The following is a 14,518-nucleotide window of genomic DNA, read 5'->3' as shown; positions in this document are numbered from 1 at the left end:
ATAATTTCTTTTATTTGAGTGAACGTTTAAACAATAGAAGCATAACCAACAGTGAAACTATCATCATATACGGGTATACAACAATACTGTATCCCTGTGAGATAATCCCGGTGAGGCTGTTCAACAGTGTCTGCCCGATAAGAGCAATAACAAGGGCTACACTGAATGCCGTTCCCGATAAGGAGGCATAACGACTGCCGATAATGCTGAGTATGACCGGGAAAGTGGATGCCAGTCCTGCACCGATAAGTACCATACCTACGGCAGCACGTGCAAAACCGGGTGCGAATGTCAGTAGTGCAAAGCCTATCACAGCAGTAATCAAACTGGTGCGGAGAACCGTCTCTTGCTTTATCTTCTTGAAAAGGACTACCAACAACAGGCGGGCAACGGTCAATCCGGCTACCATACAAGTCAGCGCTATAAGTGCCCGGTTTTCAGGGATGCTGGTGGTTTGTCCCAAATAAAGAGTAGTCCAGTTATTACAAACCCCTTCGATGCCACTTTGGAAAAAGAGGATGAGGCTAAGCAATAATAAACTACTTTCCTTTAATAGTCCCAATCCTTCCTTAATAGGAAATCCTTGCGGTTGTTTCGGGGCAGGGAAGCGTATCCCAAGGCAGAACAAAATACCAATCAACATGACCATACCTGTACCTTGCAGGATGATTTCAAAAGAATAGTATTCAGACAGGAAGCTTAATAATACAGGAATACCCAATGCGCCGATGCCATAGAACGCCCCGAGCAGACTGAGACGTGAGCCTTTTTCTGCTTCGTCGGAGATGTCTGCTACCAAAGCATTGGTTTCACCATTCAGAATACCACCTCCCAATCCGATGCTGATAATAGAGACCTGTAATAGCGGAATACTTGTGAAGAAAGCTATTCCTTCCAGTCCGAGGAGCACAACCAGACAGCTGAGTAGCAGTAGCGCTTTATGGCCGAAGCGGTCTACAATAGGACCGAAAAGCAGGGAACCTCCCAGTAAGCCGAGAGGCAGGAACGTCACCAGTGCAGTTGTCTGGAGGTTATCCAGAGCCAGTTTAGTGGTGAGGGATGGCAGTACCGCCCCCAGGGTGATCATCGAAATGCCAAAGAAGCACATGCCGATGCACGCAGCCGTAAATACCAGATTCTTGTTGTAACTACTCATATCAATAAAGATGATAAGGTGATAAAATAATAAGGTGATAAGGCGATGAGATTACTCATACAAGTGCTTTTTGATAGCGAGAAAAGCAGCTCCTATCAGTCCGGCATTACCGGACAACTGAGAGGCAACAAATTCCACCTGTTTGATGCTGAGTGGTTGTCCCCATTTACAGGCTTCTTTGTAGATATCGTCTATGAAGATGGAGGCAGGACCGAACACACCGCCTCCCCAGATTATTTTTTGCGGGTTTAGTAAGCTGACCAGGTTAGCCGAAGCCATTCCCCACATTTCTATTGCTTTGTGCAAGACAGAAACAGCAATCGGGTCACTTTCATTGTATGCACTGAATACATCGTAAGCCGAAATCCTGCAGATCGGTTTCTGGCGCAAACGCCCTTTATAAGCTTTGTTTGCACGGACTGCATCCCGTACTCTGGCTCCAATTCCATTTCCTGAGGCGTAATATTCAAAACAACCGCAGGCATCATATGCTTCTTTATAAGGTGGTTGCAATGCCATCCAGCCAGTGGCACCGATGATATCGTTTGCCCCGTGCAACACGTGCCCGTCAATGATGATTCCTGCACCTATACCTGTACCTACGGCAATGAACACTGCGCTGTGGCATTCTTTGGCTGCTCCTTGCCACATTTCTCCATACATATAGCAGGTACGGTCACTGTCGATGTAAATTTCAATACCCGGCGCGGTCACGGTACGCAGTACTTCCTGTAGCGGATAGTTTTCCCAACCGGGGATATTCGGAGCCCACACGCGGCCCGTTTGCGAATAAACGATGCCAGGTACACATACGCCGACACCATCAATTTGAATACGGCTTCTGCGGGCAATGGTCAGGAGTTTGGCAAGAATTTCTGCAGCAAGCTTGCCCACTTCATGTCCTGTTCTTCCTTTCAGCAGGCGCTTCCGGTTGAACAACATACTTCCGTCGGGGAGGAAAATAGCACTGGCTATTTTGGTGCCGCCTATATCGAGAGCGATAGTAGCCATGGTAATTATAGTATTAATAGGTTGATTGATCGAGGTTTTAGGCAAAGCTATGAATTTATTTCGTTTTCCATGCCTGTAAACGGAGGAAAATGTGTGTAAAATACGTCACCAATCATTAAATTGTGTTTAATAGAGGGACTCTCCTACGTATGTTGTGTAAGGCAGAATGTTGATAATCTGTGGGTGTAACATTTTTTAGTACAGGTGAAAAAGAATCGTTTTATGTTCGTTAACAAATAGATGCTGTGTGTGCTATGAGATTATGATAGGGTGGTGTCTAAGCTATAAAATTTATTCCTGGCTTGTTTCCTCTATACCTTCTCCTTACTTTCTCCTTATCTACTCCCTACCTACTCCTTACTTACTCCTTCTTTAATAGGAAGGAGAAGGTAAGGGATAAGTCGGACTTAAGCACTGTTTAAATCTGAGGAAGGTGTATTGGTGTGGATACTTCTGAATTATTCCTCTATTTGTAAACACAAAATAGCCTACTATTCGAAGAAAAGCCTTATTTTTGTCATTAAATAACAGGGATATGGACACCGCACCTATATTATATAATGAATTTCCACTCTTTCTGAAGCGTTATTTTCCGTATAAAGTACAGAAGATATCACTCAATGCCGGTTTTACTTGTCCCAATAGAGACGGTTCAAAGGGGTATGGTGGTTGTACCTACTGCAATAACCAGACTTTTAATCCTGAATATTGCCGTACGGAAAAGTCCGTTACCCAGCAGCTGGAAGAAGGGAAGATTTTTTTTGCGCATAAGTATCCTGAGATGAAATACCTTGCTTACTTCCAGGCATATACTAATACTTACGGTGAGTTGGAAGCCTTGAAGCGAAAATATGAAGAAGCGCTCACTGTTCCCGATGTAGTCGGGCTGGTCATCGGTACCCGGCCGGATTGTATGCCGGATGCCCTGCTTCATTATCTGGAAGAGGTCAATAAGCATACCTTTCTGCTGGTAGAGTATGGCATTGAGAGCACGAATGACGCTACATTGCTCCGTATTAATCGCGGACATACTTATCAGGATACGGTAGATGCGGTAGAACGCACTGCCGGCTGTGGTATTCTTACAGGTGGGCACGTTATACTGGGACTTCCCGGAGAAAGGCACGAAGATTTGGTGGCACAAGCTTCCACTCTGTCACGCATCCCCCTTACCACCTTGAAAATGCATCAGTTACAACTGATACGCGGCACTCGGATGGCACATGAATATGAACAACATCCCGAGGATTTCCATCTGTTTGACGTAGAAGAATATATTGACTTGGTAGTGGATTACATAGAGCATTTACGCCCTGATTTAGTCTTAGAACGCTTTGTCTCACAGTCTCCTAAAGAATTGTTAATAGCGCCCGATTGGGGACTGAAAAATTATGAATTTAACCACCGCATACAAAAAAAAATGCGCCAGCTTGGAGCTTATCAGGGAAAGAAATATGAAATGTGAGAAAAAAGCCTTATTTTTGCGGCTGTTTGAATGTAGAATCAATCTAAATAAAGAAGTATTATGAACCAGAAGACTATGATAAAAGGAAAAATACACTATGTGGGAGTAAATGACCGTAACAAACACCTGTTTGAAGGTTTGTGGCCATTACCTTATGGAGTGTCTTATAACTCTTACCTGATAGACGACGAAACAGTGGCTCTGATTGATACGGTGGATGCTTGTTATTTTGAGGTATATCTCCGTAAAATAAAAAGTATCATAGGTGAACGCCCTATCCAATACCTTATCATCAACCATATGGAGCCCGATCATTCCGGTTCTATCCGCCTCATTAAGCAGCATTATCCCGATATTGTTATTGTAGGTAACAAGCAAACTTTCGGTATGATAGAAGGCTACTATGGAGTGACAGGCGAACAATACATTGTGAAAGATGAAGATTTCCTGGCATTAGGACATCATAAACTACGTTTTTATCTGACTCCTATGGTGCACTGGCCCGAAACCATGATGACCTTTGACGAAACGGAAGGTGTACTATTCTCCGGCGACGGTTTCGGCTGTTTCGGTACATTGGATGGCGGTTTCCTCGATACCCGTATCAATACCGACCGCTATTGGGACGAAATGGTGCGTTACTACTCTAATATTGTAGGCAAATACGGTTCTCCGGTACAGAAAGCTTTGCAGAAGCTGGGCGGTTTGCACATTACGACTATTTGTTCTACCCATGGTCCTGTCTGGACAGATAATATAAGTAAAGTAATAGGCATTTATGATAAACTGAGCCGTTATGCTGCCGACGAAGGTGTGGTAATTGCCTATGGTTCCATGTATGGTCATACGGAACAAATGGCGGAAGCAATTGCAGCTGAACTTTCAGCACAAGGCATTAAGAATATTGTAATGCATAATGTAAGCAAGAGTAATCCTTCTTATATTATTGCAGACATTTTTAAATATCGTGGCTTGATTATTGGTAGCCCTACTTACAGTAACCAGATTTATCCGGATATAGAATCTTTGCTCTCTAAGATATTGATTCGTGAGGTAAAAGGTCGCTATTTGGGCTATTTCGGTTCGTTCACTTGGGCAGGTGCTGCGGTAAAACGTATGGCTGAATTTGCTGAAAAAAGCAAATTCGAAATTATAGCCGATCCTGTAGAGATGAAACAGGCAATGAAGGACATAACTTACGAACAATGCGAACATCTGGCACGTTCTATGGCAGACCGCCTGAAGAAGGACAGGGAATAATTGACTGAAAATACCCCTAATTTATTAACCTGATAAAAAACAATTGCAATGAGATTAATCATTCAACCGGATTATCAATCCGTATCTAAGTGGGCTGCTCACTATGTAGCTGCTAAAATTAAGGCCGCTAATCCGACGCCTGAAAAACCGTTTGTCCTGGGTTGCCCTACCGGTTCATCACCGCTTGGCATGTACAAGGAATTAATCGACCTGAACAAGAAAGGAATTGTTTCCTTCCGGAATGTAGTTACTTTTAATATGGATGAATATGTCGGCTTGCCGAAAGAACATCCCGAAAGCTACTATTCTTTCATGTGGAATAATTTCTTCAACCATATTGATATTAATCCGGAGAATACCAATATCCTGAATGGTAATGCTGCCGATCTGGATGCTGAGTGTGCCCGTTACGAAGAGAAGATCAAATCTTACGGTGGCATTGACCTGTTCATGGGCGGTATCGGTCCCGACGGGCATATTGCCTTTAATGAACCGGGTTCTTCTTTGTCTTCCCGCACACGCCAGAAGACGCTGACGACAGATACTATCATCGCCAATTCCCGGTTCTTCGACAACGATGTGAATAAAGTGCCTAAAACAGCCTTGACGGTGGGGGTAGGTACGGTACTTTCTGCCAAGGAAGTGATGATTATTGTAAACGGACATAACAAAGCCCTTGCACTCTATCATGCTGTAGAAGGTGCCATCACACAAATGTGGACCATCAGTGCATTGCAAATGCATGAAAAAGGTATCATTGTTGCTGACGATGCTGCTACTTTTGAGTTGAAAGTAGGTACCTATCGCTACTTTAAGGATATTGAAGCAGACCACTTGGATCCGGCTTCTTTGCTGAAGTAAATCTTCCTATAAAAGTGAATTGCGCAATTCGTTTTCCGCTGATAAGTGTGAAGCGGGTTGCGCATTTCTTTTTTGAATTGTCCACCTCTTATTAGAAAAAACTCTTTTTTAATAAGATAATGTGCTGAAAATTAATTGTCTTTCAGAAGTTAATTTTGTCCACTCTCTTTTGCTTGTTATTATCTTTATCGTTCCTATCTTTATAGCTTCGAAATGAATGAATCGTTTGAATATGAATGATGCGGATTGCCCTTTTGATGACTTGCTGTGCCAATCTCTCTCATTATTCCATCAGTTCCGGTTGTATGACGACCGTATGGAAGAGGATAATGCTTTTAAATTCTTGAGAGAAGCGGAAAAAGTGGTCGCTGATAATAAAGATGGAGTCTGTGTGGCTAAATTGGGATGTGTAATAGAATGCCTTGCACACAGATTTTATATAAATGATAATACAGACGATATCTTGGAAGAGGTGGATACTTTCCTGATTAAGTTCTGGAAGGGGATAAAGCAGCCTTCTTCCGAGGCGTTCATAGCTTCTTTATGGGTTGGAGAATATTTTCTGTTGCGTTTGAAAAATCCGGAATCCCGTTTCCGTAGCCGTAGTAAAAAGATGGTTTCTAAAATTCTGGCGTTTTTGGCAGATATGCTTCGCAAACCGGAAAAGCAAAAGACGCTTGCCCTTTCTTCTGTCGTTGTTCTCGAAGAAACCGTGGACTGGATTAAAGAAATATGTGATATGCATATTTGTGAAAAGCAGATTGTTGTTTTGCTGGAGAGGCTCTATCATCTTCAGGAAATAGGAATGTTACAGCAAGAGGAAGATGAAACAAAAAATACTTTGAGGCGGCAAATGTGGGATTTTTATTATTGAATGTTATCTTTGTAGCTTCTAACATTATTATAAACGTTATCTATACTATGAAGAAGCCGGTAATTTTGTTTTTTATACTTTTCTGTTTATTATGTATCATTCCGGTGGTCCGGGCTGCAGATACAATCTTTATCCGTGAGACACAAGTTCCGGTTTTGATAGAAAGAGTGGATAATGTCTTGTTCTATTTGCGTCTGGATGCTAAGGAAAGCACAATGCTGGATAGAGTTGTTCTGGATTTTGGAGAAGATACTGAACTTTCTGGTATTCAGGCGGTAAAGCTTTACTATAGTGGTACTGAAGCCCTGCAGGACAGAGATAAAGATCGCTTTGCTCCTGTGGAATACATATCAAGTCATATTGCCGGAAATACTTTGGCTGCAAATTCTTCCTATTCTATTAAAAAGGCTGAAGTGATTAGACCTCAAAAACGCCTTATTCTGGATGCTAACCAAAAGTTGTTTCCGGGGATTAACTTCTTCTGGGTCAGCTTGCAGATGAAACCGGAAACTTCGTTGGATGTTAAGGTCAGAGCGGCCATTGCTTCGGTTATCTTGGATGGCAAGGAGGCGATTCTGAATGTTATTTCTCCGAAAAGTATTGAGCATCGGATGGGGGTAGGTGTACGTCATGCAGGCGATGATCATTCAACAGCATATCGTATTCCGGGATTGGTGACTACTAATAGCGGATCTTTATTAGGTGTTTATGATGTACGTTATAACAGTAGTGTCGATCTTCAGGAACATGTAGACGTCGGTTTAAGTCGTAGTACAGATGGAGGAAAGACGTGGGAAAAGATGCGCCTGCCTTTGGCTTTTGGTGAAACGGGTGGGCTGCCTTCGGCACAGAATGGGGTGGGCGATCCGTCTATATTGGTAGATACGAAGACTAACAATGTATGGATAGTTGCTGCCTGGACACATGGCATGGGGAATCAACGTGCTTGGTGGAGTTCACATCCGGGGCTGGATCTGAATCATACGGCACAACTTGTTCTGGTAAAAAGTACGGATGACGGTAAAAGCTGGTCAAGCCCTATTAACATTACTGAACAAGTGAAAGATCCTGCTTGGTATTTCTTGTTGCAAGGACCCGGACGTGGGATCACAATGGAAGATGGCACATTAGTGTTTCCCATTCAGTTTATAGATTCTACCCGTGTGCCGAATGCGGGTATCATGTATAGCAAGGATCAGGGTGAAACTTGGAAAATACATAATCAAGCACGTACCAATACCACAGAAGCGCAGGTTGTTGAGGTGGAACCGGGAGTCTTGATGCTGAATATGCGCGATAACCGGGGTGGAAGTCGTGCTGTAGCGATTACGGAAGATCTGGGCGAGACATGGATTGAACATGAGTCTTCGCGCAAAGCGTTGCAGGAGCCTGTTTGCATGGCAAGTCTGATTCATGTAAAAGCCGGTGACAATGTTCTGAACCGGGATTTACTCATATTCTCTAACCCCAATACAACGAAGGGACGCCATCATATTACTATTAAGATTAGTTTGGATGGAGGGGTAACCTGGCTGCCAGAGCATCAACTACTGTTGGATGAGGATAACAACTGGGGATATACTTGTCTTACAATGGTCGATAAAGAAACAGTCGGCATTCTTTATGAAAGTAGCGTGGCCCACATAACATTTCAGGCTATAAAATTGAAAGATATTGTTGGAGACTGATCCTCATAAATTGCTAAAATTACTATCTTTGGCACTGTTATAAAACAAGAAGACTTGAAACATGCGAAAGAAACTATATCTGATATCTGCATTATTATGTCTATTAGGACTTCTCTGGAACTGTACATCTTCTGTTGATAAAGCAGATGTTCTTCTGTCGCATGCCAGAGAGTGTATGGAGATACATCCGGACAGTGCACTATATCTTTTGCAACAAATAACTCATCCGGATAAATTAAATGGCCGCCAACAAGCAGACTATGCCTTCTTGCTGACACAAGCGCGTGATAAGAACTATCTGGATAGTTTGCAATCTGATTCTCTGATAAAAATCGCAATAGATTATTATGAAAGCCATAATGATAAGGTAAAAGCCGGAAAGGCATCTTTTTATTATGGAATTATGCTTTCGTATCAGGATAAAAGTACGGAAGCAATGAATGCTTATCTGAATGCACAGATTTTATTGGAGGGAACTCAGGAGCATAAACTGCAAGGATTACTGGAAGAAAATATCGGAATGTTGAATTACAACCAAAGAATGTATGATGCTTCTATTCTGAACTTCAAGAAGACGGTTGATTACTATAAATTGGCAGGGGATACTTTAGGTGTTGTGTATGGATACCGGAATCTGGCGCGTGGATATATGATGAAAGCCAGTAATGACACTGCCAGATGGTATGTGGATGAAGGATTAAAGCTTTTGCCGGATACTACTCATCGGGTACGTTCCTCTCTTTTTCAGATACTTGGAATCATGGCTGAAAAAGAGAAAGATTACGAAGCGGCTATTGGCTTTTTCTGGAAAGCTCTTTCGAGTGATTCCAATACTCTTAGTCAATATCACTATTATATATCCTTAGGTAAGGTTTATCTGTCTATGGGAAATTTAGATGAGGCCGAACGATGCTTCAAGAAAGTGGTGAAGAGTAGTAAGAGGTATACACAGGCTGGAGCATATAATTATTTGTCTGGGTTAGAAAAGACAAGGAAGAACTATAAGGATGCTCTTTTTTACAAAGAACAATCCGATTCTTTGTTAGAGATTGTACATAATGAAGACTTGCGGAAACAGATATTAACCCTGCAAAAAAAATATGATAATGAGAAGTTAAGAATGGAGAATGAACAGATTAAGTTGGAAAAAGAGAGTCAGTTCTACTTAACTTTGTTAATTACTATTCTAATGGTGATTGCTATCGTAATAATCAGGACTAAATATAGAAGACGCTTTCAGCGGAACATCGATACAATCAGGAAAAATCAAGAGGAAATAGAAGAATATGCATTCCGCATAGGTGAGTATAAACAGAAGAGTGAAGAAGAGCAGTTAGCAAAAAAGAAGAAGATTGCCGATCTGAACGGAAAAATAATATTATTAACTGCAGAAAATAAAGAGTTACGTGAAAATATACGTATAAAGGCTTCTTGTGTGTTAGAACAGCTGAATAAAAGAGAGCTAATCGTTCAGAGAATGACTTTGGAGGAGAAGCGGAATCTCTTTGATTTCATGGACTTGATCTTCGCAAATTTTATCTCCCGTTTAAACTCAAACTATACTCTGACAAAAACAGATCTTATCTTGGCAACATTACTGAAAGTAGGATTTACGACTAATCAGTTGATGTTTGTTTTCGATTGTGAGCGGAACTCTGTTTACCGAATGAAGTTAAGACTAAAGGAACATTTGTGTATAGACAAAGAAAAGTCTCTGGAAGAGTTTATTTTATTCTTTTAATGGGGGGATTTTTGTCCATACTTTCTTGAGTGATTTCGTTTTATTGCTTTGATTAACAGAGATGTATCTTTCTGTTTTTTGTCCATATTCAATTTTAGGTTATGTGGTTTTAGAGCTTTATCTTTGAGCCAAAATTAAACAATAAAAGCAATGAAATTCAAGTCTATTTTATGTCTGGTAGGATTTTTCTTCCTATTTGCAGTTAATGCTCATTCATCCATGATTGGTGATTTGGAAGTAGTAGGTGAGATAACTTTATCTGGTAATGATATTCCGTTTGAAACAAATTCTGATGATGGGAATAGGCATCGTTCAATAACTCCTGATATTCCTATTATTGCAACGTTATGTGGGAATAATTTGGTAGAAATTAATTTCTTTGCCGCTGTAGGCGAAGTTGAAATAACCATTTCTCAAGATGGTGTTCCGGTGTATACTTCTTCTGAGAATATCACTACTTCTATTTTGAAGAATATTCAGTTGTCATCTGACGTGACTGGAGCATTCCTGATAGAGATAAAAGGAGATAACGGGGCTTATGCTTATGGATGGTTCAATTTATAAGTCCCGGCATCACAGACACTGTTACTATATTTTCATTATAACTACTGGTTAGGGTGTTGGATACTCAACTATCTGAATACTCTGCAGGCGGAAGTTTCTCTGTTGATAGAGGGATTTTCCGCCTTTGTTATTTAATCTATTTCGGCTTATCCAGATACTCTCTTTTAAACATATCTACGAACAAGAAGAACAATGAGAGTAATAACGGTCCGAATATAACTCCCATAAATCCGAATAGAGACAATCCGATAACTACTCCGAATATAGTGATTAGCGGGTGTATATCTGCCATTCTTTTTTGCAGGATAAAGCGTATCAGGTTATCGAGCTGAGAGATAATCAGAGTTCCAAATATAGCCAGGCCTATGCCATTGAAGAGATCGCCGGATAATGCCATATAGACGGCAATCGGAAACCAGACCAAAGCTGTACCTACCATGGGGATAACTGTTGCAAGGCAGGTGAGAAATCCCGTTAATAGAATATCCGGAACATCAAAGAACCAGTAGCCTATCATAGCTACTCCACCTTGTATGATTGCCAGTAAGGGAATGCCGACTGCATTGGAGTGTACAATCATTTTTATTTCTCTTACTACATGATCTGTATTTGCTTTATTAAAAGGAAGTATATCACTGATGTATTCCTCCATCTTTTGTCCGCCTATCAACATGAAGTATAGAACAAATACCAATACGAAGAGATTGACAGCGAAGCTGCTGATACTACCCATTACGAATTGTCCTATGGCAGGCAGTGCAGAGATAATAAAGGAAGTGGTATCTTTACCCAGAACATCATAGCCCGTCCTGTCTTTTATGATATTTGCCATATCTTCAATAGGGGCAATAATGCTTTGAGGATCCAGATTGATATATTGCAACTTGCTGACTAATAGCCATACAGCCAATGCCAAAGGAACTAAGAAGAAGAGAATGGCTTCAGTGGTAATGAGGGTGGCAGCAATGCTTCGTTTCATGTTCCGCTTGTCGGTCAGATGTATCATCTGCTTTCTGACCAGTATGTAGATAGTCAGCGCACCTAACAGGCCACCCAGAAAGGGAGTAATCTGTAAAAACAGGATTATACCCAGTCCGATGATAATAGTAATTAGTGAATATTTCCAGTATTGTTCTTTTGTACTCATATCCTTTTTGACTGTTTTCTTAAGAAACAAACAAAATGGGTATTTGGTTGGTTACCCTTCATTCAACCAGCCTTTTCCTTGTCGCACAATCTCTGCCTCTCCATTGGTACAGTCCACAATGGTAGAAGATTCTGTGCCACCAATTCCACCGTCGATAACCAGATCAACAAGATCACCGAACTTTTCATCAATTAATTCCGGGTCGGTACAGTACTCCATGTCTTCATGTTCTTCGTGAGGTAGGGTAGTAGTCATAATAGGGGCATCCAGAATACGGGCTATCTCCTGGATAATGGCATTATCAGGCATACGGATACCAACCTCCTTCCGGTTGCGGAATATTTTAGGCAAACGGGTAGTGCCGTTCAGGATGAAAGTGAAAGCACCGGGCAGGTTCCTTTTCATCAACTTGAATGTATTGTTATCTACTTTGGCATATTCACTGATGCTACTCAGGTCATAGCAAATAATAGAAAGGTTGTTTTTGCGCGGGTCAATTTCTTTGATACGGCAAATACGTTCGATAGCACGCTCTTTCAGCCCATGACAACCAATGGCATACATGGTGTCGGTGGGATAGATGATAAGTCCACCGTCATTCAGAATATCCACTATCTGTTGCAGATCTTGTGGATTGTTGTTCTTTTCGTACAGTTTCAGAAGCATAGGGCTGGTTATTAGTCTATATATAATAACACAAAAGTAGGGAATAAGTTTCTTATTATCAAATAAGTGTGGCTTATTTCTTGGATGATTTTTTTCGAAGTTCTTCTGCCAGCCTCCACTGTAATGCAGCTTCTACTTCTTTTCCTGCCTGCATCAGGGCATCGCCAAAGAGTTCGTGTGCTCCGGCATGGTCGGGTTTCAAGGTGGTAGCCTTGTCCAGATCGGCAATGGCGCCTTCTGTTTCCTGTTGTTTCAGGCGTAGTTTGCCCCGGTTATAGACAGCTTTAAACTCTGCCGGACGTAGTTTTACTGCTCGTGTGAGACACTCTTCCGCTTCAAGATATCTACCGTCGTTGAAGAGGGTGATTCCTTTGCGTATCCACGCATCCGCATATTCGGGATAGAGTTCCAGTGCCTTGTCATAGTTGGCAATGGCGGCACGGGAGTCATGGGCAAGAGTGATAGACTCATTGCCCATAAGGTAATACTCTCGTGCATAGTCTTGCAGTCGTTTTTGCTGTTCGGCCATCTGGGCTTTTAGTTGATCGTTGTTGTCACGTAGCTTGTTGATAACGCCTAATTTGCGACGGATGAGGCGTTGTATAACAGGCTTTTCTATGTCGTATCGGGAGTGTATAGCCTTGAAGAAATGATTGAGAAAGACTTCGAAATCTCCTTTGTCAAAAGCTTTGGTTGCAGCGGCATATTCCACGTCGGCCTGTGCTTGTTTCAGGGCGCGGTCTATGGCTTGCCGGTTGTTAAATCGTTCGGCAAAGTTTACTATTTCCGGGCGGACAAAGATATCAGCGCGGTTGACAGGTTTCTTTAGCTGGATGCCTTCCAATGAAGTACAACGACTGAGGGCAACATAGGCTTGCCCGCCGGCGAACACGCCACCGGTGAAATCGATAACCACACGGCTGAAAGTCAGTCCCTGACTTTTATGGACAGTGATTGCCCATGCCAGCCGTACGGGGAACTGGGAGAAAGTACCCAGGACTTCTTCTTCAATCTCTTTTTTCTTTTCGTTGTATTTATAGCGGATATTTTTCCAGTGTTCCGGTTTGACGTCACATTCTTTTCCATCATCGGTGATGACGTAGAGAGTTTCTTCTATTTCATCGAAGCCGCTGACTATGCCAATAGTACCATTCACCCAGCGGCGATCGAAGTCGTTTTTGATAAAGATAACCTGTGCTCCCGGTTTCAGTACCAGTTCACGTGATGTGGGCAGGCTGCTTTCAGGAAAATCTCCCGTGACTTCACCCCGGAAGGTTACAGAGTCACCGGGTAGTTCTGCCAGTTTCCGGTCGTTTATGTAGTCTACATTATCGCGGCGTGTGGCGAGGGTGATGTACATATCTTCCTCATTTTCCTCAATGTCAGTGCCATAGCGTGTATTGAGTAATTGCAAGTCGGCTGCACCAGCGGTGTTACTGCGGATATGGTCCAGAACACTGACAAATACTTTATCCGTCTGACGATACACTTTTTGGAGTTCGATGGAAACAAGGTCTATCTGGCTGAAAACTCTTGCAGAGAAAAAGTAGGGAGTAGGATAGAAGCGGTTTAATATTTCCCGCTCATCCCCTTTTACGACAGGCTCGAGCTGGAAAACATCACCTACTAACAGAAGCTGTTTTCCACCGAAGGGCTCACGCAGGTTGCGGGAATAGACTCGCAGGAGGCGGTCTACGGCATCGATAATATCTGCCCGTACCATGGAAATCTCGTCGATAATGATAAGTTCCAGTTCTTCCAGTAGCTTTCGCTGCGGCTTGGTATACCTGAAGAATTCGTGGATGCGCCCGCGTTGCAAGCTCAGGTTCGGGTCATCAGGTAGCAGAGGATGAAACGGTAATTTGAAGAAACTGTGCAAAGTGCTGCCACCGGCATTGATGGCGGCAATACCGGTAGGTGCCAATACTACATGTTTCTTTTTTATATTCCCGCAGATATATCGCAGAAAGGTAGACTTACCCGTACCTGCCTTTCCGGTTAAAAATACGGACTGGCGAGTATATTGTATAAGACTCAGGGCATCCTGAAACTCTTTATTGTTGGTATCGATTGACTGCGTCAAAA

At 42.2% G+C, this 14,518-nt stretch carries 12 protein-coding genes; 7 read left to right on the top strand and 5 right to left on the bottom strand.

Features of this window, described 5'->3' with window-relative positions; all coding sequences use genetic code 11:
* Positions 1 to 10 precede the first annotated feature (10 nt).
* Positions 11 to 1,156, bottom strand: coding sequence for a sugar MFS transporter (locus tag DW036_RS05450; RefSeq protein WP_118461912.1), 1,146 nt, complete (start codon positions 1,154 to 1,156; stop codon positions 11 to 13).
* Between the two features lie 51 nt (positions 1,157 to 1,207).
* Positions 1,208 to 2,167 carry an ROK family protein gene (locus tag DW036_RS05445; protein WP_118461910.1) on the bottom strand — a complete coding sequence of 320 codons (960 nt, stop codon included), beginning with the start codon at positions 2,165 to 2,167 and terminating at the stop codon, positions 1,208 to 1,210.
* A gap of 535 nt (positions 2,168 to 2,702) precedes the next feature.
* Between DW036_RS05445 and DW036_RS05440 the strand changes: the two genes are divergently transcribed.
* The 7 genes from DW036_RS05440 to DW036_RS05410 all read left to right on the top strand — a co-directional run bounded on the left by DW036_RS05440 (position 2,703) and on the right by DW036_RS05410 (position 10,620).
* Positions 2,703 to 3,632: a TIGR01212 family radical SAM protein gene (locus DW036_RS05440; protein WP_118461908.1), complete on the top strand. Its 930-nt coding sequence runs from the start codon at positions 2,703 to 2,705 to the stop codon at positions 3,630 to 3,632.
* Between the two features lie 60 nt (positions 3,633 to 3,692).
* Positions 3,693 to 4,892: an FprA family A-type flavoprotein gene (locus DW036_RS05435; protein ID WP_118461906.1), complete on the top strand. Its 1,200-nt coding sequence runs from the start codon at positions 3,693 to 3,695 to the stop codon at positions 4,890 to 4,892.
* 48 nt (positions 4,893 to 4,940) lie between these two features.
* Complete coding sequence (gene nagB, locus DW036_RS05430) at positions 4,941 to 5,753, top strand: glucosamine-6-phosphate deaminase (protein WP_118295487.1); 813 nt, start codon at positions 4,941 to 4,943, stop codon at positions 5,751 to 5,753.
* A 217-nt stretch (positions 5,754 to 5,970) separates the two neighbouring features.
* Positions 5,971 to 6,627: a hypothetical protein gene (locus tag DW036_RS05425; RefSeq protein WP_233560310.1), complete on the top strand. Its 657-nt coding sequence runs from the start codon at positions 5,971 to 5,973 to the stop codon at positions 6,625 to 6,627.
* 47 nt (positions 6,628 to 6,674) lie between these two features.
* A complete protein-coding gene (locus DW036_RS05420) occupies positions 6,675 to 8,315 on the top strand; it encodes a sialidase family protein (RefSeq protein WP_118462063.1) in 1,641 nt (546 codons plus the stop codon).
* 61 nt (positions 8,316 to 8,376) lie between these two features.
* Complete coding sequence (locus tag DW036_RS05415) at positions 8,377 to 10,056, top strand: lipopolysaccharide assembly protein LapB (RefSeq protein ID WP_118461904.1); 1,680 nt, start codon at positions 8,377 to 8,379, stop codon at positions 10,054 to 10,056.
* Positions 10,057 to 10,206: 150 nt separating this feature from the next.
* On the top strand, positions 10,207 to 10,620 hold the full coding sequence (locus DW036_RS05410; protein WP_118461902.1) for a DUF3244 domain-containing protein: 414 nt from the start codon (positions 10,207 to 10,209) through the stop codon (positions 10,618 to 10,620).
* Positions 10,621 to 10,756: 136 nt separating this feature from the next.
* Here DW036_RS05410 and DW036_RS05405 read toward each other — a convergent pair whose 3' ends face one another.
* From DW036_RS05405 to DW036_RS05395, 3 genes are all read right to left on the bottom strand, one after another.
* The gene (locus DW036_RS05405; protein WP_118462061.1) at positions 10,757 to 11,767 is read right to left on the bottom strand and encodes an AI-2E family transporter; all 1,011 of its coding nucleotides are present in this window, start codon (positions 11,765 to 11,767) and stop codon (positions 10,757 to 10,759) included.
* A gap of 51 nt (positions 11,768 to 11,818) precedes the next feature.
* Entirely contained in the window at positions 11,819 to 12,433 is a 615-nt protein-coding gene (locus tag DW036_RS05400) for an L-threonylcarbamoyladenylate synthase (protein WP_118295483.1), read from the bottom strand.
* Between the two features lie 73 nt (positions 12,434 to 12,506).
* Entirely contained in the window at positions 12,507 to 14,516 is a 2,010-nt protein-coding gene (locus DW036_RS05395; protein ID WP_118461900.1) for a tetratricopeptide repeat protein, read from the bottom strand.
* Between the last annotated feature and the right edge of the window lie 2 nt (positions 14,517 to 14,518).

The sequence above is a fragment of the Bacteroides sp. AF39-11AC genome, from assembly GCF_003474285.1.
GTDB lineage: Bacteria > Bacteroidota > Bacteroidia > Bacteroidales > Bacteroidaceae > Bacteroides.
The sequence above is the reverse complement of the archived record's forward strand: the minus strand, read 5'-3'. Positions and strand labels throughout refer to the sequence as shown.